This window comes from Cellulosimicrobium sp. SJTW-1 (assembly GCF_047716875.1).
GTDB lineage: Bacteria > Actinomycetota > Actinomycetes > Actinomycetales > Cellulomonadaceae > Cellulosimicrobium > Cellulosimicrobium funkei.
Genome location: NZ_CP136680.1, coordinates 2513246 through 2537214, shown reverse-complemented (window position 1 = coordinate 2537214; position 23969 = coordinate 2513246). Strand labels below are relative to the sequence as shown.

At 74.6% G+C, this 23969-nt stretch carries 18 protein-coding genes and 1 other RNA gene; 11 read left to right on the top strand and 8 right to left on the bottom strand.

Going from position 1 to position 23969, the window contains the following annotated elements:
• Positions 1–33 precede the first annotated feature (33 nt).
• Positions 34–2112 carry a HelD family protein gene (locus RSE42_RS11580; RefSeq protein WP_415296301.1) on the bottom strand — a complete coding sequence of 693 codons (2079 nt, stop codon included), beginning with the start codon at positions 2110–2112 and terminating at the stop codon, positions 34–36.
• Positions 2113–2230: 118 nt separating this feature from the next.
• On the opposite strand from RSE42_RS11580, the gene rnpB reads away from it, so the two are divergent.
• Positions 2231–2644: RNase P RNA component class A (gene rnpB / locus RSE42_RS11575), an RNA gene on the top strand.
• Between the two features lie 286 nt (positions 2645–2930).
• Here rnpB and RSE42_RS11570 read toward each other — a convergent pair.
• Positions 2931–3254 carry a hypothetical protein gene (locus RSE42_RS11570; protein WP_021482872.1) on the bottom strand — a complete coding sequence of 108 codons (324 nt, stop codon included), beginning with the start codon at positions 3252–3254 and terminating at the stop codon, positions 2931–2933.
• Between the two features lie 15 nt (positions 3255–3269).
• Between RSE42_RS11570 and RSE42_RS11565 the strand changes: the two genes are divergently transcribed.
• The 4 genes from RSE42_RS11565 to RSE42_RS11550 all read left to right on the top strand — a co-directional run bounded on the left by RSE42_RS11565 (position 3270) and on the right by RSE42_RS11550 (position 8470).
• Positions 3270–3959, top strand: coding sequence for a DUF11 domain-containing protein (locus RSE42_RS11565; protein WP_216607980.1), 690 nt, complete (start codon positions 3270–3272; stop codon positions 3957–3959).
• A gap of 129 nt (positions 3960–4088) precedes the next feature.
• Positions 4089–4907: a bifunctional hydroxymethylpyrimidine kinase/phosphomethylpyrimidine kinase gene (gene thiD / locus RSE42_RS11560; RefSeq protein WP_021483778.1), complete on the top strand. Its 819-nt coding sequence runs from the start codon at positions 4089–4091 to the stop codon at positions 4905–4907.
• Between the two features lie 261 nt (positions 4908–5168).
• A complete protein-coding gene (locus RSE42_RS11555) occupies positions 5169–7778 on the top strand; it encodes a phosphoenolpyruvate carboxylase (protein WP_228485421.1) in 2610 nt (869 codons plus the stop codon).
• Between the two features lie 326 nt (positions 7779–8104).
• Entirely contained in the window at positions 8105–8470 is a 366-nt protein-coding gene (locus tag RSE42_RS11550) for an STAS domain-containing protein (protein WP_021482430.1), read from the top strand.
• 54 nt (positions 8471–8524) lie between these two features.
• On the opposite strand, the gene ppgK is transcribed toward RSE42_RS11550, so the two are convergent.
• Together ppgK and map are read right to left on the bottom strand one after the other, a co-directional pair.
• Complete coding sequence (gene ppgK / locus RSE42_RS11545) at positions 8525–9322, bottom strand: polyphosphate--glucose phosphotransferase (RefSeq protein ID WP_021482429.1); 798 nt, start codon at positions 9320–9322, stop codon at positions 8525–8527.
• Positions 9319–10224: a type I methionyl aminopeptidase gene (map, locus tag RSE42_RS11540; protein WP_415296298.1), complete on the bottom strand. Its 906-nt coding sequence runs from the start codon at positions 10222–10224 to the stop codon at positions 9319–9321. Before map ends, ppgK begins: the two co-directional genes overlap by 4 nt.
• Before the next feature lie 69 nt (positions 10225–10293).
• Between map and RSE42_RS11535 the strand changes: the two genes are divergently transcribed.
• Both RSE42_RS11535 and RSE42_RS11530 read left to right on the top strand, forming a co-directional pair.
• Complete coding sequence (locus RSE42_RS11535; RefSeq protein ID WP_043653514.1) at positions 10294–10515, top strand: hypothetical protein; 222 nt, start codon at positions 10294–10296, stop codon at positions 10513–10515.
• Entirely contained in the window at positions 10512–11429 is a 918-nt protein-coding gene (locus RSE42_RS11530) for an N-acetylmuramoyl-L-alanine amidase (protein WP_415296296.1), read from the top strand. Before RSE42_RS11535 ends, RSE42_RS11530 begins: the two co-directional genes overlap by 4 nt.
• Before the next feature lie 21 nt (positions 11430–11450).
• On the opposite strand, the gene panB is transcribed toward RSE42_RS11530, so the two are convergent.
• Together panB and RSE42_RS11520 are read right to left on the bottom strand one after the other, a co-directional pair.
• On the bottom strand, positions 11451–12299 hold the full coding sequence (gene panB / locus RSE42_RS11525) for a 3-methyl-2-oxobutanoate hydroxymethyltransferase (protein WP_076405463.1): 849 nt from the start codon (positions 12297–12299) through the stop codon (positions 11451–11453).
• Between the two features lie 55 nt (positions 12300–12354).
• Entirely contained in the window at positions 12355–14058 is a 1704-nt protein-coding gene (locus RSE42_RS11520; protein WP_194522860.1) for an NAD+ synthase, read from the bottom strand.
• Positions 14059–14174: 116 nt separating this feature from the next.
• Here RSE42_RS11520 and glnA point away from each other — a divergent pair, with 116 nt between their 5' ends.
• The gene (glnA, locus tag RSE42_RS11515) at positions 14175–15512 is read left to right on the top strand and encodes a type I glutamate--ammonia ligase (RefSeq protein WP_021483141.1); all 1338 of its coding nucleotides are present in this window, start codon (positions 14175–14177) and stop codon (positions 15510–15512) included.
• Positions 15509–18664 (top strand): bifunctional [glutamine synthetase] adenylyltransferase/[glutamine synthetase]-adenylyl-L-tyrosine phosphorylase, encoded by a 3156-nt coding sequence (locus RSE42_RS11510; protein ID WP_415296294.1) that lies wholly within the window; start codon positions 15509–15511, stop codon positions 18662–18664. Before glnA ends, RSE42_RS11510 begins: the two co-directional genes overlap by 4 nt.
• A gap of 20 nt (positions 18665–18684) precedes the next feature.
• Here RSE42_RS11510 and RSE42_RS11505 read toward each other — a convergent pair whose 3' ends face one another.
• Positions 18685–19392, bottom strand: a complete 708-nt coding sequence (locus tag RSE42_RS11505) for an NADPH-dependent F420 reductase (RefSeq protein ID WP_415296293.1) — start codon at positions 19390–19392, stop codon at positions 18685–18687.
• Positions 19393–19415: 23 nt separating this feature from the next.
• Between RSE42_RS11505 and RSE42_RS11500 the strand changes: the two genes are divergently transcribed.
• Positions 19416–21011, top strand: a complete 1596-nt coding sequence (locus tag RSE42_RS11500; protein ID WP_228485379.1) for an SLC13 family permease — start codon at positions 19416–19418, stop codon at positions 21009–21011.
• 119 nt (positions 21012–21130) lie between these two features.
• The gene (locus RSE42_RS11495) at positions 21131–22864 is read left to right on the top strand and encodes a flavin-containing monooxygenase (RefSeq protein ID WP_021482456.1); all 1734 of its coding nucleotides are present in this window, start codon (positions 21131–21133) and stop codon (positions 22862–22864) included.
• Positions 22865–22963: 99 nt separating this feature from the next.
• Here the strand turns inward: RSE42_RS11495 and RSE42_RS11490 are convergent, their stop codons facing one another.
• Positions 22964–23881 (bottom strand): glycoside hydrolase family 19 protein, encoded by a 918-nt coding sequence (locus RSE42_RS11490; RefSeq protein ID WP_415296291.1) that lies wholly within the window; start codon positions 23879–23881, stop codon positions 22964–22966.
• Between the last annotated feature and the right edge of the window lie 88 nt (positions 23882–23969).

Below are 23969 nucleotides of genomic sequence, written 5' to 3'. Positions count from 1 at the left end.
CCCGGCGCGTCCGCCCCACCGCCGGGGCGCCCGTCACGGGCGGCGGAGCTCCGCGGGCAGGTCGTCCCGGTGGCGGACGGCGAGCGACGTCACCGCGCGGGTCAGGCAGACGTACAGCCGTCGCAGCCCCGTGACCCGGTCGGGCTCGCCCCGGACGACGCCCTCCGGGTCGTCCAGCACGACGTGGTCGAACTCCAGCCCCTTCGCGAGCGACGCGGGCACGAGGTCGAGGCGCGCGTCGAACTCGACCGCGCCGTCGTCGTCCGACGCCTCGCCGACGACCGCGAAGGCGAGGCCCGCCGCGGCGAGCGCCGCGCGCGCGGCGTCCGTGCCGGCGTCGGGCACGATCAGCCCGACCGACCCCTCCCGGGCGAGCGCCGTGCGGACCAGGTCCACGAGCGGCCCGGTGGTGAGGACGAGCTCGCCCCGCGCCCGGCGGACGGCGACCGGCGGGTCGAGGTCCGGCGCGATCGAGGGGAGCAGGCGGGCCGCGTACTCGATGACGTCGCCGGGGACGCGGAAGCCGGCGGTGAGCTGCTCCACGTGGCCGTCGGGCTTGCCGAGGTGCGTCAGCGCGTCGGTCCACGAGGAGACCCCCCACGGCGTCGTCGCCTGGGCCAGGTCGCCCAGCACCGTCAGCGAGCCGGTACGCGCCCGGCGCCCGAGAGCGCGCAGCATCATCGGCGACAGGTCCTGCGCCTCGTCCACCACGACGTGCGCGACCGACGCGCCGCGGGCCAGCAGGTCCGCGACCTCGTCGAGCAGGACGAGGTCGGCCAGCGTCCAGCGGGCCGTGCCCGGTGTCCGGGACGGTCGGGCCGGGCGCAGCAGCTCCTGCTCGGCCGGGGTGAGGACGCCGTCGGCGCTCGCGGCGAGGAACGCGGGGTCGACGAGGAGCCGGTGCAGCAGCGCCGTCGGCGTGACCTTCGGCCACACCGCGGCGGTGTAGTCCCGGACCGGGCGGGTGCGCGCGAGCGCGTCCCACGCCCGCTCGTCGAGCGCCTCGCCCGACTCCTCGATCTGCACGAGGATCCGGTGCGCGAGCGCGTGCCGCAGGTGGTCGCGACCGGCGTCGAAGCGCGGCTCCCGGCCGACCACCTGCGCCACGCACTCGCGGGCCTCGTGCGCGGCGACGCGCCAGCGGCGCGCACCGCGGGGCAGCACGAGCGCCTCGGACGGCTCGACGAGGTGCGACCACACCGCGCGGCGGAGGACCTCGGCCATGCGCACGTCGCCCTTGAGCCGCGCGACGTCCGCGGGCTCCGTGCCGCGCAGGCGGCCGTGCGCCGTGACGATCTGCTCGACGGTGGTCTGGGTCGCGTCGACCTCGCCGAGGGCGGGCAGCACGTCGCGGATGTACCGCAGGAAGCTCGCGTTGGGCCCGACGACGGTCATCCCGGCGCGGCTCACCCGCTCGCGGTGGGAGTACAGCAGGTACGCGGCGCGGTGCAGCCCGACGGCGGTCTTGCCGGTGCCGGGCGCGCCCTGCACGACGACGGTCCGGTCGATCCCGCTGCGCACGATGACGTCCTGCTCGGGCTGGATGGTGGCGACGATGTCGCGCATCGGCCCGGTACGGGGCCGCTCGATCTCGGCCTCGAGGATCGCGGAGGACTCCGCGCCCGCACCCGGGGCGGTGAGCGACTCGTCCTCGAAGCCGGTGAGGACGCCGCGCTGGAAGCCGTAGCGGCGACGGACGGCGACCCCCATCGGCTCGGTGCGGGTGGCGCGGTAGAAGGGCGTGCTCACCGGGGCGCGCCAGTCGACGACGAGCGGGTCGCCCTCGGGGTCCGAGACGTGGCGGCGGCCGATGTGGAAGACCTCGGCGGGCTCGTGGCCGGTGCCGTCGAGGTCGATGCGTCCGAAGAAGAGCGGGACGTCGGGGTCGTCGGCGAGCTGGGCGAGACGACGGGCGAGCGCCGCCTCGAGGTACTCGGCGCTGACCCGGTCTCCCGCGAGCGCGTCGAGCGACCCGGCCCGCTCGCGCATGCGGGCGAGCTGCCTGCGGGCGTCGGCGAAGAACTCCTGCTCCCGGGCGAGCTCGGCCGACGTGTCGGTGGCGGGTGCCGCGCTCGGGGCGTCGGGGGCGGACGGTTCGGCGGTGGCGGGCACGACAGACCTCCGGGAGCAGGCTTCGAGGGGGGCGGGCCATCTTACGGGCCATGACCCGCCGGCGGGCCGGTCGCTGGTCCGCCGAGCCGCCCGGGAGCGGTAGCCTTGCTGGCGCGGACGAGTCGGTCGGACGGTCGCGTCGGGAGGCCTCGTGCCTCCCGCCGAGGAACGTCCGGGCTCCGAAGGGCAAGGTGGTGGGTAATGCCCACCCGGGGTGACCCGCGGGACAGTGCCACAGAGAACAGACCGCCGCGTCGGGAAGGGCTCCGGCCCCGACCGGTGCGGTAAGGGTGAAACGGTGGTGTAAGAGACCACCAGCGGACCGGGTGACCGGTCCGGCTCGGTAAACCCCACCTGGAGCAAGGTCAGACAGACTGTGTCTGAGGGCTGCCCGCCCGATTCTCCACGGAGAAGCACAGTCGGGTAGACCGCTCGAGCCCTGCGGCGACGCAGGGCCTAGATGGATGACCGTCGCCCGCGCGAGGGTGACCTCGCGCGGGAACAGAACCCGGCGTACAGACCGGCTCGTCCGCATCGCACCGCCCGACCTGAGACAGCGGCGCCTCCTCTGGTGCCGTGACGATCGACGCTGACATCGACGACGGCGATGACGACTTCAACGGCGTCGGGTTGTGCCCTGCCCCCCTGGCGCTGACCGTCCCCGGACTGGGGTGAGCCCAGCGCGGACGCCTCCACTCCGTCCACGCCGGGCTCTGCGACAGAGTTACGGCCGCCTCGCATCAGAGACGGCGCGAGCCGGGCACCTACACGCGTCCCCGACCGCGTCGTGTCGAGGGTCGTCAGCCGCCTCTGGACGGCTAGTGCGCTCTGAGCTGCCCTGCTTCGTCGAACCCCAGCCGGGCGGGTGGTGTCTCGCGCATGCGGAGCAGTTCGTCGATGTGAGTCATCAGGAGAGCGAAGCCCGCCCAACGAGGCTCTCGTCCGGGCCAGAGCACCTCGACGTCGTCGGCGACCGCGTCGAGGAAGCGGTTCAGGTCCTCGTCGTCGACGTCCAGGACGATCGGCGGGGCGTACTGCCTGTCGTCCCAGCGGTGGATCTGCGCTCCGTCGGTGGTGACGCGCACGTCGTTGCCGTCGGAGGCCGACTGGAGGGCGAACTGCTCGACGGTTCGGGTGGTCATGAAAACGCAGGGTAGATGGTGCCCTGGTTGCCGGTCGCGGACGACAACGACGACCGGGCGTGCGGGACCGCGACCGCGCCGCCGTCGACGGACGTGTCCGTGATGCTCTCCCCGCCGTCGGGCCAGGCGAGACCGGGCGAGCGCGTGCAGCTCGACGCCGTCGTGCGCAACGGCGGCCCGGCGGGCACGACCGCCGAGGTGCGCTGCACGCCGGCGGCCACCGCCGCGCTCGCCGTCGTGGCGGCGACGGTCCTCACGTGCGTCGTCGGCGACCTGCCGCCCGGCGCCGCGGTGACGTACCGCCTCACGGGCACCGCCACCGGGGCGCCGGGCACGGACCTCGTCGTCACGGCGCGGGTCGCGCACGACGCCCCGGACACCGTCCCGGAGAACGACGTCGCGGCCGCGACGGTCCGTCTGCTGCTCGGAGCGACGCCTCCTCCCGGCCCCGGCCCCGGCCCCGGTCCCGGCCTCCCGCCGTCGGGCCCGGGGGAGGCGCCCGCCGGTGCGGTGCCGGGCTCGCACCCGGCCGCCCCGGGGCCGTCCGCGGGGCCCTCGTACGCCCTCGCCACGACCGCCGGCCTGGCTGCGCTCGCCGCCCTCCTGCTCGGCCTCGGGACGCTGCTCGTGCGCGGGCACGGGAGGGCCGCGCGCGGCCCGGGCGGGCTCGGGCCGCGGCGGCCGCGAGGCGGCGGGACGGCGTGAGCGCCGCGGTACGGCGTTAGGCTGTCGTGCCGCACCCGCCGCGGAGACGCCGGTCCGCCGGCGCGTCCGCCCGCCTCTCCCGGCACCACCGGGAGGACGGGCCCCGTCCTACTCGTGCCGAGGAGCACCATGTCGCACCACGACTCGCACACGCCTCCGCTCGCCTACGTCATCGCCGGTTCCGAGGCCACCGGCGGCGCCGGCATCCAGGCCGACCTGAAGACGTTCCAGGAGCTCGGCGCCTACGGCGTCGGCACGCTCACGTGCATCGTCTCGTTCGACCCGAAGAACGACTGGGGCCACCGCTTCGTCCCCGTGGACCCGCAGGTGATCGCCGACCAGTTCGAGGCGGCGACGGTCACGCACGAGCCCTCGGTCGTGAAGATCGGCATGCTCGGCACGCCCGCGACGATCGACGTCGTCGCCGAGTCGCTGCGCTCGCGCACGTGGGAGCACGTCGTGCTCGACCCGGTCCTCATCTGCAAGGGCCAGGAGCCCGGTGCCGCCCTCGACACCGACACGGCGCTGCGCGCGCAGGTCCTCCCGCTCGCGACCGTCGTCACGCCCAACCTCTTCGAGACGCGCACGCTCGCGGGCGTCGAGTCGATCGAGACCGTCGAGGAGCTCGTCGAGGCGGCGCGCAAGGTCCAGGCGCTCGGCCCGCGCGCCGTCGTCGCGAAGGGGGGCGTCGAGCTGCCCGGCCCCGACGCGGTCGACGTCCTGGTCGACGGCGACGAGGTGCACGTGCTGCGCACCCCGAAGATCGGCGAGGAGCGCGTGAGCGGGGCCGGCTGCACGTTCGCCGCCGCGATCACCGCGGAGCTTGCGAAGGGCGCCTCGGTGCTCGACGCCGCGCGCGTCGCCAAGGACGTCGTCACCGCCTCCATCGAGGACCGCGTGGCGTCGAACGCGCCGTTCGACGCGGTACGGGTCGGCGCGCGCCGCTGACCTCCTGCGGCGTGCCCGGGCCGCGGCCTCACGACCCCGGGCCGACCCGTGCTCGACCAGCGATCACCCCTCGGACGTCTCGACGTCCCCTGACGGTCAAGGAATACTCTCGTCACCGTGAACGACCTCTCCCCTTCGGAACTGTCCCCGTCCCCGGGTGCTGCCGACGGCCCCGACCGGGTCTCCGCCGACGTCTCCGACCTCCCCGACGACACCGGGCACGCCGGGCGCGGCCTCGCGCGCCACGACGTCCCGGGCCCGCTGCGCGACGACGTCCGCCTCCTCGGCGGCCTGCTGGGCACCGTGCTGCGCGAGACGGGCGGCCAGGACCTGCTCGACGACGTCGAGCGGCTCCGCGAGCTCTCGATCCGCGCGTACGACGACCGGTCGGGCGCGGTGCTCGCCGAGGCCGAGGCGCTCGTCGAGGGCCTGTCCATGGCGCGCGCCGAGCAGGTCGCCCGGGCCTTCACGTGCTACTTCCACCTCGCGAACCTCGCGGAGGAGTACCACCGCGTGCGCGTCCTGCGCGAGCGCGAGGCGGAGTTCGCGACCCGCGCCACGACGCCGGACGACTCGCTGCCCGAGGCGTTCGAGCAGCTCGTCGGCGAGGTCGGGCGCGAGGAGGCGCTGCGTCGGCTGCGTCGCCTCGAGTTCCGCCCCGTGCTCACCGCGCACCCCACGGAGGCGCGCCGTCGTGCGGTCTCCGGCGCGGTGCGGCGCATCGCGACGCTCCTCGACGAGCGGGACGCGCAGCGCCTCGGCGGCACGTCGCTCGCGGAGAACGAGCGTCGTCTCCTCGCCGAGATCGACACGATGTGGCGCACCGCCCCCATCCGCGAGCACAAGCCGTCGGTCCTCGACGAGGTGAAGACGGCGCTCGGCGTGTTCGACGCGACGATGTTCGACACGTTCCCCACCGTCTACCGCCGCCTGGACGACTGGCTGCTGGGCGACGAGGCGGGGCGCGAGGAGCCGCTCGTGCGGCCGTTCGTCAGCCTGGGCACGTGGATCGGCGGTGACCGCGACGGCAACCCGAACGTCACGGCCGACGTCACGCGCCAGGCCGCGGCGATCGCCGCCGACCACGCGCTCGCGGCGCTCGAGCAGCAGGCGCGCGCCGTCGGGCGCAAGCTCACGCTCGACCAGGACGGCACGCCGCCGTCGGACGGCCTGCGCGCCCTGTGGGAGCGCCAGCGCCGGCTCTCGGAGGCGGTCACCGTCGCCGCGTCGGAGGCGTCGCCGCGCGAGCCGCACCGTGCGGTCCTGCTCGTCGTCGCCGACCGCATCGCCGCGACGCGGGCCCGCAACGCCGACCTCGCCTACCCGAACGCGGAGCAGCTCGAGTCCGACCTGCGGGTCGTCCAGGAGTCGCTCGTCGCGGCGGGCGCGCCCCGCGCGGCGTACGGGGACCTGCAGCAGCTCGTGTGGCAGGTCGAGACGTTCGGGTTCCACCTCGCGGAGCTCGAGGTGCGTCAGCACTCCCAGGTCCACGAGGGGGCGCTCGCCGAGATCGCGGAGAAGGGCCTGCACGGCGACCTCTCCGACCGCACGCGCGAGGTGCTCGACACGTTCCGCGCGCTCGGCGCGGTCCAGCAGCGCTACGGCATCCGTGCCGCGCGCCGCTACATCGTGTCGTTCACGCAGAAGCCGGAGCACCTGGCGGCGGTGTACGAGCTCGCGGAGCTCGCGTTCGAGGGCTCCGACGAGGCGCCCGTGGTCGACGCGATCCCGCTGTTCGAGACTTTCGCCGACCTCCGGGCGAGCGTCGACATCCTCGAGTCCATGCTCACGCTGCCGCAGGTGCAGCGTCGGCTCGCCGAGAACGGGCGCCGCGTCGAGGTCATGCTCGGCTACTCGGACTCGTCGAAGGACGTCGGCCCGGTGTCCGCGACCCTCGCCCTGCACGACGCGCAGAGCCGCATCGCGCAGTGGGCCGAGCGCCACGACATCACGCTCACGCTGTTCCACGGCCGCGGCGGTGCCCTCGGCCGCGGCGGCGGCCCGGCGAACCGTGCCGTGCTCGCCCAGCCCCCGGGCTCGGTCGACGGCCGCTTCAAGCTCACCGAGCAGGGCGAGGTCATCCTCGCGCGCTACGGCGACCCGACGATCGCGTCGCGCCACATCGAGCAGGTCGCCGCGGCGACGCTGCTCGCGTCGGCGCCGTCGACGGAGAAGCGCAACGCCGAGGCGACCGAGCGCTACCGCGACCTCGCGGCCGCGCTCGACGAGTCGTCGCGCCGCCGGTTCCACGAGCTCGTGCGCGCGGACGGGTTCCCCCAGTGGTTCTCGCAGGTGACCCCGCTCGAGGAGGTCGGCCTCCTGCCGATCGGCTCCCGCCCGGCACGTCGCGGCCTGTCGGTCTCGTCGCTCGACGACCTGCGCGCGATCCCGTGGGTGTTCTCCTGGTCGCAGGCGCGCATCAACCTCGCGGGCTGGTACGGGCTCGGCACGGCGCTGCGCGACTTCGGCGACCTCGAGCTGCTGCGCGAGGCGCACCGCGAGTGGCCGCTCTTCGCGACGCTGCTGGACAACGTCGAGATGTCGCTCGCCAAGACGGACGAGCGCATCGCCGAGCGGTACCTCGCGCTCGGGGACCGCGACGACCTCGCGCAGGCGATCCTCGACGAGCTGCGCCTCACGCGCGAGCAGGTCCTCGCGGTGACGGAGAACGCGTGGCCGCTCGCCGGCCGGCGCGTGCTGGGCCGTGCGGTCCAGCTCCGCAGCCCGTACGTCGACGCGCTCTCGCTGCTCCAGGTCCGCGCGCTGCGCGGCCTGCGCTCCGGCGCGGAGGGCCCTGTCAAGGACGAGCTCCAGCACCTGCTGCTGCTCACCGTCAACGGGGTCGCGGCCGGCCTGCAGAACACCGGCTGAGGTCCGGCGCCCGCCACGACGGCCGTCACGTCGACCCGCGACCGGGTCCGTGGCGGCCGTCGTCGTCTGGACAGCCGTCCAGTTGTTGAATGAATCCTCAACCATCGCCCGGGTGAACGGCCGCTCACGGGGTTCTGGGTAAAGTCTTCGCCAGAGGCCTACCAGCCGCCGCTATCCGTGGGGTACTCTGGCGACGACCGACCACGCCGGAGTCCTGCTGTCGCCCGACGACGTACGAGAGCAGGGGGCCGACAGGTCGGGGCGTCGGGCAGGAGGCGCGGCACTCGTCGGGGTGGGCGAGGCAAGGCGGGACGAAGGGCGGGGCAGTGTTGGTACAGGAGCTCGAACGCAGCGACACCGGGGCAGGGACGGGCGGCATCCGGCTGCTCGAGGAACGCGACGCGAGCGTCGTGGACATGTGGGGCGAGATCGACGTCGCCCTGCGCAGCGAGGCGAGCGCCGCGCTCGCCAACGCTCTCGAACGCGACGTACCCGTGGTCATCGACACGTCCAAGGTGACGTTCATGGACTCGACGGGCATCGCGTTCCTCGTGCAGTTCTACACGATCGGCTCCGAGGAGGGGCTGTCCGTGACGCTGCGCAACCCGCCGACGGTCGTCACGGACGTCCTCGAGATGCTCGGCGTCATCGAGATCTTCGGCACCGAGCACCACGAGGTCAGCCCGGCCTGACGGCCCCGGCGAGCCCGGCCCCTCGGGACCGGGCTCGGACCGTGGGCACGATCGTCAGACGGCGTCGGCCGCGAGCGACGCGGCGCCCACGATCCCGGCCGCGTTGCGCAGCTGGGCGGGCACGATCGGCGCCCGCAGGTGCAGCAGCGGCAGGAAGTGCTCGTGCTTCTTGCTCACGCCGCCGCCCACGACGATGAGGTCGGGCGAGAACAGGTCCTCGACGACCCCGAAGTAGCGCTGGAGCCGCTCGGCCCACTGCGCCCAGTCGAGGTCCTCGCGGTCGCGCGCGGCGTCGGAGGCCCGCGTCTCGGCGTCGTACCCGTCGATCTCCAGGTGGCCGAGCTCCGTGTTGGGGAGCAGGTGGCCCTCGACGAGGATCGCGCTGCCGATGCCGGTGCCGAGCGTCGCGACGAGCACGACGCCGTCCGCGTCGCGCGCGGCGCCGTAGCGCACCTCGCCCACGCCCGCGGCGTCGGCGTCGTTGACGGCGACGACGTGCCGTCCCGTCTCGCGCGCGACGAGCGCCGGGAGGTCGACGCCCGTCCACGACTTGTCGAGGTTGGCGATGAACCGCACGACGCCGTGCTGGAGCGGGGCGGGGAACGCGACGCCGATCGGCACGTCCTGCGGGAGGTCGTAGGCGCCCACGAGCTCGGCGATCACCTCCGCGACGGCCTGCGGCGTCGACGGCTGGGGGGTGGGGATGCGGTGCCGCTCCTGCGCGAACTCGCCCGTGGCGAGATCGACCGGGGCGCCCTTGATGCCGCTGCCGCCGACGTCGATGCCGAAGGCGGTGCGGGGGCGCGGGCGGTCCGCGGGGGGTGCGGCGTGCGAGTCCTGGTGGGCGTTCATGGCAGTGTGAGGATCTCCGCTCCGTCGTCGGTCACCAGCAGCGTGTGCTCGAACTGCGCGGTCCGCGAGGCGTCCGCGGTGACTACCGTCCACCCGTCGTCCCACATCCGCCACTCGGACGTGCCGAGCGTCAGCATGGGCTCGATGGTGAAGACCATCCCGGGCTCGATCACGGTCCCGTGGTCGGGCGCCGCGTCGTAGTGCGGCACGACGAGCCCCGAGTGGAACGCGCGCCCCACGCCGTGGCCCGTGTACTCGCGCACGACCCCGTACCCGAAGCGGGCGGCGTAGCGCTCGATGACACGACCGACGACGTTGATCTGGCGGCCGGGCGCGACGGCCTTGATGCCGCGGGCGAGCGCCTCGCGCGTGCGCTCGACGAGCAGCGCCGACTCCGGGTCCACCTCCCCGACGGTGAAGGTGGCGTTCGTGTCGCCGTGCACGCCGCCCACGTAGGCGGTGATGTCGACGTTGACGATGTCGCCCTCGACGAGCTCGGTGGAGTCCGGGATGCCGTGGCACACGACCTCGTTGAGCGAGGTGCACAGCGACTTGGGGAACCCGCGGTAGCCGAGCGTCGACGGGTAGGCGCCGTGGTCGAGGAGGAACTCGTGGCCCACGCGGTCGAGCTCGTCCGTCGTGACGCCGGGGGCGACGTGGCGCCCGACCTCGACGAGCGCCTGCGCCGCGACGCGCGAGGCGACCCGGATGCGCTCGACGGTCGCGGGGTCGTTGACCTCGCTCCCCTCGAAGGGTCGCGGTCCCGGCCGACCCACGTACTCGGGGCGCTCGATCGTCGTCGGGACCTGCCGCTGCGGCCCCACGACGCCCGGCGTCAGGGGACCACGGCGCCCGGGGCGTGGGGGAGCGGCGGCGTCGGGCGGGACGGGGGCGGTGCTCATGGCCGCCAGTCTACGAACGCGCGGGCGCCGTGGCCGGCCGGCCGGGCCGGGATGGGGGAGGATCGAGGCATGAGCACCGGATCACGCTTCAGCGACGACGGCGAGCCCGCGGCCGCGGACGGGTACTACTACGACACGCGCACCGGCGAGGTGCACCGCGGCCCGAGCGCGTCGTGGTCGCACCGCATGGGCCCGTACCCGACGCGCGAGGCCGCCGAGAAGGCCTTGGAGACGGCGCGCGAGCGCACCGACGCCTGGGACGAGGAAGACCGCCGCGAGCGCGAGGAGTGACCCACGCCCCACCGCCCGGCCCGCGCCGGGTGTGGTCGGGCCGTCTCGGCCTGCTCCTCGCCGGGCTGGCGGTGGGCGCGCTGACGTTCCTCGTCGCGCTGCAGATCCGCGCCGTGTCGGGGGCCGACCCGACGACGGTCACCCCCTCGGGCGGGGCCGTGCCCGCCGCGCCCGAGCCCGCGCCGTCGACGGCGTCGCCCGACCCGACGGCTACGGAGCCCGGGCCGGCGCCCCCGCTCGCGGGCGTGACGGTCGCCGTCGACCCGGGGCACAACGGCGGGAACGGGGCGAACCCGCTCGTCGTGAACGCGCCCGTCCCCGACGGCCGGGGCGACACGAAGGCCTGCAACACGGTGGGGACGTCCACGGACTCGGGCTACCCGGAGCACGCGTTCACGTGGGACGTGGCGGGGCGGCTCGCGGCACGCCTGACCGAGCTGGGCGCCGTCGTCGTGCTCACGCGCCCCGACGACGCGGGCGTGGGACCGTGCGTCGACGCGCGCGGCCGGTTCCCGCAGGAGAACGGCGCGGACGTGCTCGTCTCGCTCCACGCGAACGGCACGGAGGACCGCCGCGCGCACGGGTTCTTCGCGATCGTGTCCGACCCGCCCGTGGACGAGGCCCAGGGGGAGCCGAGCGTCGCGCTCGCGCACGAGCTCGTGGCCGCGCTGACGGCGGCCGGGTTCGCGCCGTCGTCGGCGGTCACGGCCGACGACGGTCCCGTCCAGCGGCGCGCCGACCTGGCGACGCTCAACCACGCCGAACGACCGGCCGTGATGCTCGAGCTGGGGGAGATGCGCAACCCCGACGAGGCCGCGGTGATGGAGTCGGAGGAGGGCCGCCAGCGCTACGCGGACGCCGTCGCGAGCGGCGTCGCCGCGTGGGTCGCCGGCGGCGGTGCGGGCGCGGGCTGACCCGGCGCCCGCACCGGGTGCTCAGCGGGCGAAGCTGTGCGCGTCGTCGGGGAAGGTCCCGCCGCGCACGTCGGCGGCGTAGTCGGCCGCCGCCTGGCCGAGCGCGGCGCCGATCTCGGCGTAGCGCTTGGCGAACCGGGGCGACCAGTCCGTCATCCCGGCCATGTCCGTCCAGACGAGCACCTGGCCGTCGCACGCGGCGCCCGCGCCGATGCCGATCGTGGGGATGCGCAGGATCTCGGTGACGCGCGCGGCCACCTCGACCGGCACCATCTCGAGCACGACCGCGACGGCGCCCGCCTCGGCCACGGCGAGCGCGTCCTCGCTGAGGCGCTCCGCGGCGTCGTCGCCCCGCCCCTGGACGCGCGGGCCGCCGAGCAGGTTCTCGGACTGCGGCGTGAAGCCGAGGTGCCCGACGACGGGGATGCCCGCGTCCGTGAGCGCCTGGATCTGCGCCGCGACGCGGCGGCCGCCCTCGAGCTTGACCGCGCTCACGCCCGTCTCCTTGAGGAACCGGACGCCGGTGGCGAGCGCCTGCTCCGGGCCCGCCTCGTACGAGCCGAACGGCAGGTCCACGACGGTGAACGCGCGGCGCGCGGCGCGCGCGACGGCGCGGGCCGGGGGGATCAGGTCGTCGACCGTGACGGGCAGGGTCGACGCGTGCCCGTGCATCGTGTTGCCGATCGAGTCGCCGACGAGCAGCATGTCGATCCCCGCGTCGTCGAAGATGCGCGCGGTCACCGCGTCGTAGGCGGTGAGCATGGTGATCTTCTCGCCGCGCGCCTTGGCCTCGGCGAGGTGGTGCACGCGGACGCGGCGCGGTCCCGTGCCGCCGGTCGCGGCGGGCTCGGGGGCGGTGTGAGCAGACATGACGGCCTTTCCTGGGTGCGGGAGGGGGCGGACGGCGCGCGGGGTGCCGGCGTCGTCAGGCGAGCGGCTCGCGCCAGCGGTTCGTGATCGGCAGACGGCGGTCGCGGCCGAACGCGAGCGCCGTGACCTTGGGGCCCGGCGGGTACTGGCGGCGCTTCCACTCGGCGCGGTCGACGAGCGTGACGACCTTGTCGACGACCTCGGGGTCGAACCCGCGGGCGAGGAGCTCGGCGCGTCCCTCGGCGTGCTCGATGTAGGCGTCGAGGACCTCGTCGAGCAGGTCGTAGGGCGGCAGCGAGTCCTGGTCGGTCTGGCCGGGGCGCAGCTCCGCCGACGGCGGCTTGGTGATCGACGACTCCGGGATGGGCGGGATCTCGCCGCGGTCGAGCGCGGCGTTGTTGCGCCAGCGCGCGAGCTGCCACACGCGCGACTTGTCGACGTCCTTGAGCGGCGCGAACCCGCCGATGCTGCCCGCGTCGTAGATCGTGGCGTACCCGGTCGCGAGCTCGGACTTGTTGCCCGGCGCGATGACGAGGTGGCCCTCGCGGTTGGAGATCGCCATGAGGATCACGCCGCGCACGCGCGCCTGGAGGTTCTCCTCCGCGACGCCCTCGAGCTCGAGCTCGCCCTGGAACGCCTCGACCATGGGCGCGATCGGCTGGACGCGGTAGTCCGCGCCGAGCCGCTTCGCGAGGTCGGCCGCGTCGTCCTTGCTGTGGTCCGACGAGTACCGCGACGGCATCGACACGCCGACGACGTTCTCGCCCCCGATCGCGTCCGCGGCGACGGCGGCGGTGAGCGCCGAGTCGATGCCGCCCGAGACGCCGAGGACGACCGAGCGGAAGCCGTTCTTGCGCACGTAGCCCGCGAGGCCCGTCACGCACGCCCGGTACACCTCCTCGTCCGGGTGCAGCTCGGGGGCGCGCGGCCCGCGCGGCGAGCCGTCGGCGGGGAGCTCCCAGACGAGCAGGTCCTCCACGAACTGCGGCGACGAGGCGACCACCGTGCCCGCGGCGTCGGTGACGAACGAGCCGCCGTCGAACACGAGGTCGTCCTGGCCGCCCACGAGGTTCACGTACGCGACCGGGGCGCTCACCTCGCGCGCGCGGCGCGCGGCGAGGTCCGTGCGGACGTGCCCCTTGCCCTCCTCGTACGGCGAGCCGTTGAGCACGAGCAGCAGGTCGAGCCCGTTCCCCGCCTCGTCGAGCGTCGCCATCTCCGCGACGGGGCCGCCGTCCTGCCAGATGTCCTCGCAGATCGCGATGCCGACGCGGCGCCCCTCGACCTCGACGACCGTCGTCGTCTCGCCGGGCGCGAAGATGCGGAACTCGTCGAACACGCCGTAGTTGGGCAGGTGGTGCTTGTCGTACGCGGCCTGCACGGCGCCGTCGCGCAGCACGACGGCGCGGTTGGTCGGCAGGTCGGCGGGGGAGCCCGAGGCCTCGCGCTCCGCGGCGCCCGCACCGCGGGGCGCGCCCGAGGTGCCCACGGTGCCGAGCACGACGGTGACCGCGCCCAGCCCCTCGGCGTCGAGCCGCGCCGCGATGTCCGCGGCGGCGTCCCACGCCGCGCGCCGGAACGACGCCCGCAGCGCGAGGTCCTCGATCGGGTAGCCGGTGAGGGTCATCTCCGGGAAGGCGACGAGCTGCGCGCCCGCGGCCGCGGCCTCCCGGGTGCGCTCGAGGACCAGGGCGGCGTTGCCGTCGAGGTCCCCCACGCACGTGTCGACCTGTGCCAGCGCGACGCGCAGATCAGCCATGCGTCCACCCTAGACGAGCAGGGCGGACGGCTCGTCCGGGGGGCCGCCGCGCGGCACGACGTCCAGGACACGACCGTGTCACCCGTTCGTCACACGGATCAGGCAGGATGTACCGCATGGACAGGCAGCAGGAGTTCGTGCTCCGCACGGTCGAGGAGCGCGACATCCGCTTCATCCGGCTCTGGTTCACCGACGTGCTCGGCATGCTCAAGTCGGTGGCGATCGCGCCGGCGGAGCTCGAGTCGGCGTTCGCCGAGGGGATCGGGTTCGACGGCAGCTCGATCGAGGGCCTCACGCGCGTGTACGAGGCCGACATGATCGCCAAGCCGGACCCGACCACGTTCCAGGTGCTGCCGTGGCGCGGCGAGCGGCACGGTACCGCCCGCATGTTCTGCGACATCCTCACGCCAGACGGCGAGCCGTCCCTCGCGGACAGCCGCAACGTCCTCAAGCGTGCGCTCGCCCGGGCGAGCGACAAGGGGTTCACGTTCTACACGCACCCCGAGGTCGAGTTCTACCTGTTCAACCAGCCGGCCGACGCCGGGTCGCCGCTCGTCCCCGTCGACCAGGGCGGGTACTTCGACCACCTCGCGCGCGGGAGCACGCACGACTTCCGGCGCGCCGCGATCACGATGCTCGAGTCCATGGGCATCTCGGTCGAGTTCTCCCACCACGAGGCGGGGCCGGGGCAGAACGAGATCGACCTGCGCTACGCCGACGCGCTGACGACGGCCGACAACCTCATGACGTTCCGCACGGTCGTCAAGGAGGTCGCGCTCGAGCAGGGCGTGTTCGCGTCGTTCATGCCCAAGCCGATGGCCGACCACCCCGGCTCGGGGATGCACACGCACCTGTCGCTCTTCGAGGGCGACCGCAACGCGTTCCACGAGCCCGGCGCCCAGTTCGAGCTGTCCAAGACGGCGCGCCAGTTCATCGCGGGCCTGCTCGTCCACGCGGCGGAGATCACCGCGATCACGAACCAGTACGTAAACTCGTACAAGCGCCTGTGGGGCGGGGCCGAGGCCCCCAGCTACGTGTGCTGGGGCCACAACAACCGCTCCGCGCTCGTGCGCGTCCCCATGTACAAGCCGGGCAAGGGCAACTCGAGCCGCGTGGAGTACCGCGCGCTGGACTCGGCCACCAACCCGTACCTGGCGTTCGCCGTCATGCTGGCCGCCGGGCTCAAGGGCATCGAGGAGGGCTACGAGCTCCCCGAGGAGACCGAGGACGACGTCTGGGAGCTCACCGACGCGGAGCGTCGTGCGCTCGGCATCAAGCCGCTCCCGCAGTCGCTCGACGAGGCGATCCGCATCATGGAGGGCTCCGAGCTCGTCGCCGAGACCCTGGGCGAGCACGTGTTCGACTTCGTGCTGCGCAACAAGCGCCAGGAGTGGGACGCGTACCGCGCGCAGGTCACGCCGTTCGAGCTGAAGCGGTTCCTCCAGGTCCTGTGAGCGGGTCCACGACGACGTCCGGTCGGTCCGGCGGGTCCCGCCGGCCCACGCTCACGGGTCGGCTCGCGCGGTTCGGCTTCGCCGACATCACGCGCTCGGCCGGCCTGCTCGCGGACCCGGACCTGGCGCTGCTGCTCGACCCGGGTGCTCGGTCCGTCGACGGTCCCGAGGCCGGCGCCGCCGACCCGGCGGGCGTCGTCGACGACGAGCTGCTCGCCGCGTTCGGCCAGGCCGCCGACCCGGACCTCGCGCTCCTGCAGGTCGTGCGGCTCGCGGGCGCGCTGCGCCCCGACGTCGAGGCGCGCGGTGCGCTCGCGGACCTCGCGCGCGGCACCCTGCGGCCCGGCCCGGCGCGCGACAGGCTCCTCGCGGTGCTCGGGGCGTCGGTCGCGCTCGGCGACGACGTCGTGCGGCGCCCCGCGCTGCTCGAGGTCGTCGCGGACCCGGCGCCGGGCACCGGGGTGGCCGCGGGCGACGTGCGGGCCGAGCTGCTGCGCGCCGTGGGCGCCGACCCGGACGCCGCCGTCCCGGTCGCGGCCGAGCCGGGGCCCGAGCGGGTCGACGCGCTGCGCCGCGCCTACCGCGAGCGGATCCTGCGCATCGCGGCGACCGACCTCACCGTCACCGACCCCCTGACGCGCATGCCCGCGGTCGGTGCGGCCCTGGCCGACCTCGCCGCCGCCGCGCTCGAGGGCGCGCTCGCCGTCGCGCGCGCGGAGCTCGACGACCACGGCGCGGGGGTGCGACTCGCGGTCATCGGCATGGGCAAGTGCGGGGCGCGCGAGCTCAACTACGTCTCCGACGTCGACGTGATCTACGTCGTCGAGCCCGCCGACGGCTACGACGAGGAGCACGCCACGACCGTGGGGGCGCGCCTCGCGACGAGCCTCGCGCGCGTGTGCTCCGGCACGTCCGGCGAGCCCGCCCTGTGGCAGGTCGACGCCGCGCTGCGCCCCGAGGGCAAGCAGGGGCCGCTCGTGCGCACGCTCGCGAGCCACGTCGCGTACTACGAGCGCTGGGCCAAGACGTGGGAGTTCCAGGCGCTGCTCAAGGCGCGCACCGTCGCGGGCGACCGCGAGCTCGGGCGCGCGTACGAGGACGCGATCGCCCCGTTCGTGTGGTCGGCGGCGGGCCGCGAGAACTTCGTCGAGGACTCGCAGGCGATGCGCCGCCGCGTCGAGGCGCACGTGCCCGCGGCGGAGGCCGACCGCCAGCTCAAGCTCGGCAAGGGCGGCCTGCGCGACGTCGAGTTCACCGTGCAGCTGCTCCAGCTCGTGCACGGGCGGTCCGACGACTCGATCCGCAGCCGCAGCACCCTCACCGCGCTCGCCGAGCTCGCCGCCGCCGGGTACGTGGGGCGCGAGCACGCGGCCCGGCTCGGCGTCTGCTACCGGTTCCTGCGCTCGCTCGAGCACCGCATCCAGCTCTTCCGGCTCCGGCGCACGCACCTGCTCCCGACGGCCGACGACGAGCTGCGTCGTCTCGCCCGGTCGCTCGGCATGCGGACCGAGGGCGCGGCGGGCCTCACCGAGCGGTGGCGCGCGACGCGGCGCGAGGTGCGCGGCCTGCACGAGGAGATCTTCTACCGGCCGCTCCTGCCGGTCGTCGCGCAGCTCTCGCCGGACGAGGTGAGCCTGGCGCCGGAGGCCGCGAAGGCCCGCTTCGCCGCCATCGGCTACCGCGACCCGGCGGGCGCCATGCGGCACGTCACCGCGCTCATCGAGGGCGTGAGCCGTCGCGCCGCCATCCAGCGTCAGCTCCTGCCCGTGATGCTCGGCTGGTTCGCCGAGGGCGCGGACCCGGACGCCGGGCTGCTCGCGTTCCGCACGCTCTCCGAGACGCTCGGCACGACGCACTGGTACCTCCAGCTGCTGCGCGACTCCGGGTCCGCGGCCCAGCGGCTCGCGCACCTCCTGGCGAACTCGCGCTACATGGCCGACGCGCTCGGCCGGTCGCCCGAGTCCGTGCGCTGGCTCGCGGGCGACGCGGACCTCGTCCCGCGCGGCATCGAGCGCCTCGCGGCGGAGACCGACGCGATCCTCACGCGCGCCGACGAGGTGGAGCCGGCCACGGTGAGCCTGCGCGCCGTGCGGCGGCGCGAGCTGGCCCGCACGGGCGCCGCCGAGCTGCTCGGGGTCGTCGACCCGGTCGACGCCGCGCGCAGCATCTCCGACGCGGCGGACGTCGTGCTCGCGGGCGCGCTCCGGGTCGCGGAGTTCGTGGCGCGCGACGAGCTCGGGTACGACGCGCCGGACCCGTCGTCCGCGCCGGCGCGCCTGCTCGTCGTCGCGATGGGGCGCCTGGGCGGCCGGGAGATGGGCTACGGCTCGGACGCCGACGTCATGTTCGTGCACGACCCGGCGCCCGGTGCGGCCGGCGACGCCGCCCAGGCGTACGCGCTCGCCGCGGCGACGCGGCTGCGGCAGCTGCTGTCCGCCGTCGGGCCGGAGCCCGCGCTGCCCGTGGACGCCGACCTGCGGCCCGAGGGGCGCAACGGCCCGCTCGTGCGCTCGCTCGCGTCGTACGCCGAGTACTACGAGCGCTGGTCGAGCGTGTGGGAGGCGCAGGCGCTCCTGCGCGCGCGGCCCGTCGCGGGCGACGTCGCCGGGCTCGGCGAGGCGTTCATGCGGGTCGTCGACGCGCGGCGCTACCCGGCCGGGGGCCTCGACCTCGCCCACGTGCGCGAGGTGCGGCGCATCAAGGCCCGGGTCGAGGCGGAACGGCTCCCGCGCGGGGTCGAGGCGTCGCGGCACCTCAAGCTCGGGCGCGGGGGAGTGTCCGACGTCGAGTGGACCGTCCAGCTCCTCCAGCTCCAGCACGCCCACGAGGTCCCCGCGCTGCGGACCACGTCCACGGTGGACGCGCTCGACGCCGCGGTCGACGTCGGGCTCGTCGACCCCGACGACGCCGCGACCCTCGGCGAGGCGTGGCACCTCGCGTCGCGGCTGCGCAGCGCGCTCGTGCTGTGGTCCGGGCGCACGACCGGCACGACGGTGGACGTGCTGCCGCACGACCGCTTCGCGCTCAACGGCCTCGCGCGCGTGCTCGACCTGCCGGGCGTGGACACGGGCGCCGAGCTGGAGGAGCACTACCTCCGCACGGCCCGCCGGGCCCGCACCGTCATGGAGCGCGTCTTCTACGGCGAGGACTGACCGCGGGCCGCGCGGGGCGGTCAGATCGTGCGCGGGGCGCGCGCGAGGTTGGCCCGCAGCTCGTCGGCGTCCTGGCGCGCCACGTACGCCGGGCGGTCGCGCTCGACGCGCCACGACTCCGCGAGCGGGCTCGTGTCGACGGTGTCGAACCCGAGCTCGTCGTAGAACCGCTCGACCCACGCGGCGGCCTCGGGGAAGTCGCTCGACGTCGCCAGCGCGCGGCGCCCCAACGTCCCCGCGGGCGTGCCGTCGGTCGTGATGTGCGCCGACTGGATGTGGTTGAACGCCTTCGCGACCTTGGACGACGGCAGGTGCTCCTGGAGCAGGCCCGACGACGTCGCCTCGCCGCGGTCGAGCGCGTCGACGTGGCCGTCGCGCTCCCAGTAGTAGTTGTTCGTGTCGAGCACGATCTTCCCCGCGAGCGGCTCGACCGGGACGTCGCGGTACGCGTGGAACGGCACCGCCACGACGGCCACGTCAGCGGCCCGCGCCGCCTCCTCCGCGGTCGCCGCGCGCGCCCGCGGACCGAGCTCGGCGACGAGGTCGTCGAGCGTGCGGGGGTCGCGCGAGTTCGCGATGACCACGTCGTACCCCTGCCCGACGGCGGCCCGCGCCACCTGGGAACCGATGTTGCCTGCGCCGATGATGCCGAGAGTCGTCATGGTCATCGACAACGCACCTGCGGCGTCACTATTCCGCACGGCTCGCCGTCCGGGCCGCTGTGGCATCCTGACGTCCGAGAGGGGGCCCCATGATCGATCCGCTGGTCGCCACGTTCGCGATCCTGGCCCTCGCCGTCGTGGGCTTCATGACGAACCGCCTGCCGCTCGTCGTCGTCGCGCTCTTCGTGCCCGTCGCGCTGTGGGCGACGGGCGTGCTCCCGCTCGACGAGGCGCTGGGAGGCTTCAGCGACCCGATCGTCCTCTTCATCGCGTCGCTCTTCGTGCTCAGCGACGCGCTGGACTCCACCGGCGTCACGGCGTGGATCGGGCAGTGGCTCGAGCGGCGCGCGTCGCTCGGGCGCGCGGGCCTGCTCACGCTCATGGTGGGCGTCGCGGCGCTGCTCGCGGCGGTCATCAGCATCAACGGCGCCGTCGCGGCGCTGCTCCCCGTCGCGGTGGTCGCGGCGGCGCGCGCCGGGATCGTGCCGTCGCGCATGCTCGTCCCGCTCGCGTTCGCCGCCGGCGCGGGGTCGCTGCTCACCCTCACGGGCACGCCCGTGAACATCATCGTCTCCGAGGCGGCGGCCGAGGCCGGCGGCCGCGAGTTCGGCTACTTCGAGTTCGCGCTCGTCGGCGTCCCGCTCGTCCTCGCCACCGCGGTGCTCGTCGTGACCCTCGGTGACCGGCTGCTGCCCGAGCGCGTCCCCGAGCACCTCGCCGACACCGCGACCGACCCGCGCGAGCGCGTGCGCTCGTGGCGCGAGAGCTACACGCCCGACCTCGACACGGGCCGCCTGTTCACCGGCGGCACCGGGGTCGTGGAGGTGGTCATCGCACCCCGATCGACCCTCGTCGGGCGCACCGTCAGCCCGGGCATGACGACGCGCGACGAAGGGCTCGTCGTGGTCGCCCTCCGGCGGGGCGAGGCGCACGCGTCGGCGTCCGACGCCGAGCGGGCCTCCGGGACGCTGACCCTCCAGCCGGGCGACGCCGTGCTCGTGCGCGGCCCGTGGGACGCGCTCCACCGGTACACGCAGTCGCCCGACGTGCTCGCGGTCGACTCGGCGCGCAGCCTGCAGCGCGGCGTCCCGCTGAGCCGCGGCTGGCGTCGCTGCCTCGCCGTGCTCGTCGTGACCATCGTGCTGCTCGCGACCGGCGTCGTGCCGCCCGTCATCGCCGGTCTGCTCGCCGCGGGTGCCCTGGTGGTCGGCGGGGTGGTCACCGTGCCGCAGGCGTTCCGTGCGATCTCGTGGGACACCGTCGTGCTCATCGCGGCGCTCATCCCGCTGTCCGCGGCGTTCGTCTCGTCCGGGGCGGCGGAGGCGATCGCCGGGCTCGTGCTCCGGCTCACGGGCGACGGGTCGCCGCGCCTCGCGCTGCTCGTGGTGTGCGTGCTCACGCTCGTGCTCGGGCAGTTCATCTCGAACGTCGCGACGGTGCTCGTCATGGCTCCCGTCGCGGTGTCGTTCGCGCAGACGCTCGACGTGAGCGTGCTGCCGTTCATGATGGCGCTCACGGTCGTGGGCGCGGCCGCGTTCCTCACCCCGATCGCGACCCCCGTCAACCTCATGGTGCTGCAGCCCGGCGGGTACCGGTTCGGCGACTACTGGCGCCTCGGCCTGCCGCTCGCCCTGGTCTTCCTCGCGGCCGCGGTCCTCTACGTGCCGCTCGTCTGGCCGTTCTGAGCCGCGGCCCCTGACCGTCCTGCGGTCGCCGTGGCACGACGTCGCAGGTCGTGGCACGGTATACCGCGTCGCGCGGGCACCGGGCCCGCGCCGACGTACCTGACACGGGGGAGTCGTCCATGGCGGAGACCACGAACGGCACGCTCTACGACGCGGTCGTCATCGGGGCGGGCTACTCGGGCCTGGCGATGCTGCACCACCTGCGCGAGATCGGTCTGTCCGTGCTCGTCGTCGACGCCGCGGACGGGATCGGCGGTACCTGGTGGGCCAACCGCTACCCGGGCGTGCGGACCGACTCCGAGTACCTCGCGTACGCGTACTCGTTCTCGCGCGAGGTGCGCGACGAGTGGGACTGGTCCGAGCGCTACCCGCGCGGCGAGGAGATCCGCGCCTACCTCGAGTTCGTCGCCGACCGGCTCGACCTGCGCCGCGACATCCGGCTTGGCGCCGCCGTCGAGCGGGCCGAGCACTCCGACGCGACGAACCTGTGGACCCTCACCCTCGCGGACGGCTCCCGGCTGCACGCGACGTACGTCGTCTCCGCGACCGGCCTGCTCTCCCGGCCCCTGTACCCGGACCTGCCCGGGCTCGACACGTTCGCAGGGCCGGTCCACCACTCGGCCCGCTGGCCGCACGACGGCGTCGACCTGGCGGGCAAGCGCGTGGGCCTGCTCGGGGTCGGTGCCTCGGGGATCCAGATGCTGCCCGAGCTCGCGGCGGTGGCGGAGCACGTCACCGTCTTCCAGCGCACCCCCAACTATGTGCTGGAGACGACGAGCCCCGCCGTGAGGGCCGACGAGCTCGCCGCCCTGCGCGCCCGCTACGACGAGGTCTTCGAGCGCGCCGCGCGCCACCCCTTCGGTGTCCCCATGGAGATCCCCACGCGGTCCGCGCTCGAGGTCGACGCCGAGGAGCGCCGCCGCGTCTTCGAGTCCCGCTGGGAGGCGGGCGGCTTCCGGTTCGCCAACGAGTGCTTCACGGACCTCGTGTCCAGCCCCGAGGCGAGCGAGCTCGCGTCCGAGTTCCTGCGCGGCAAGATCCGCGAGGTCGTCGAGGACCCGCAGACGGCCCGCCTGCTCACCCCGACGACGTACCGCTTCATGGGCAAGCGGCCCCCGACGGGCCACGGCTACTACGCGGCGTACAACCGCGAGAACGTCGAGCTCGTCGACGTGCTGACCACGCCGGTCACGCGCGTGACGCCGCGCGGGATCGTCGTGGGGGAGGTCGAGCACGAGCTCGACGTGCTCGTGCTCGCCACGGGCTTCGACGCCATGACCGGGGCGCTCACGGCGTTCGACGTCGTCGGGCGGGACGGCGTCACCCTGCGCGAGCGCTGGGAGCGCGACGGTCTGCGCACCTACCTCGGCATCTCCGTGCACGGCTTCCCGAACTTCTTCATGTCCCTCGGTCCGCAGACGCCGCTGTCCAACCTCACGGTGCCGGTCCAGCGCGGCGCGCAGTGGCTCCAGCGCGCGCTCGCGTACGCGCGCGAGCACGGCGTCGACCGGCTCGAGGCCACGCCCGAGGCGGAGGAGTGGTGGCGCGCCGAGACGGAGCGCGCGGCCCGCGCGACCGTCATGTACGAGGAGGGCAAGAAGGCGGGCGCCTGGTTCGTGGGCGGGAACGTGCCCGGCAAGCGCGAGGAGATCGCCGTGTACCTCGGTGGCGGGCACGTCTACCAGGACGAGTGCGCCCGCGCCGCGGCCGAGCACTACGCCGGGTTCCGCCCTGGTGCGGGGCTGCCGTCGTCCCACGTCGTGCGGTCCGTGCCTGACCCGGAGCCTGTGCCCGACGTCGGTTCGGCGTCCGGGGCCGAGGACACGCCGCTGGCCGCCGGGGTCGGCGGCTGACCGGCGGGTGCGGTGCGCCCCCTGCGTGCACCGCACCCGCCGCTCACGCCGCCGGACGTGCTGCGGCCGACCGGCCGCCCACGCCGCGGTCCGGACAGCTCAGCAGGTCAGTCCCGAGCCCGGGGCGACGCCCAGCACCTCGGTGATCCGCACGTAGCGGTCCACGCGCGACTGCACCGACGCCGGGTTGCCCCCGTCGCACTCGAGCGCCCCGTTGAGCGAGTTGATCGTCTGGCCGAAGCCGGCGCCGGACACCATCGCCTGGTGCGACGTCATCACTCCGGGCCCGTTCTGGGTGTTCCAGTACCAGAGCGCGGTCTGCCACGCGACGGACGGGTCCTCCTCGACGAGCCACGGGTCGTTGAGGAGGTCGATGCCCAGGGCGTCGCCGGCGGCCTTGTAGTTGAAGTTCCAGCTGAACATGATCGGCCCGCGCCCGTAGTAGGCCGTCTGGCCCGCCGGGCAGCCGAACGGCTGCTCGTCGTCGCACTTGATCCAGTAGTTCGCCTCGTTGATCTCCTTCACGTACCGGAGCCCGACCGACTCGAAGTCCGCGTGCGTGAGGAACGCCGCGGCCTCGCGCGTCCGGGTCTCCGGCGTCCCCGTGCTGGCGAACGCCGGGTACGCACCGAGCGCGTCGACGAACCCGTCGTACGTGTAGAACGGGTGCCGCTTCGGGAAGATCGCGTCGAACTCCGTGCGGCTCACCACGAAGTCGTCCCCGCCGCCCGTGCACCGGCCCGCGTCCACCCACACGCTCGTCGACCCGGGCGTCTCCCGCTGGGTCCACCACCGCGCCGTCCAGTTCCGCCCGTGGTGCGACGCCGTCTCCCCACCCGAGTACGCGGTCGTCGGAGACCACGTCGCGGCGCACGCGGCGGCGCTCGCGGGCTGGTCGGCGCTCGCGGGGGAGAGGCCCGTTCCCGCGCCCGCCGGGGCGGTGACGGACACGGCGAGGACCGCCGAGGTGAGGACGGAGACGACGGTGGTGAGGGCGCGCCGGAAGCGAGTGCTCATGAATCCCCCTGCTGTTGCGGGCGGCCTCGTTACCGCCGCTCGCAAACCTAGCGCGAGGCATGCGACGACGACAAGGGCATGCTCGTCG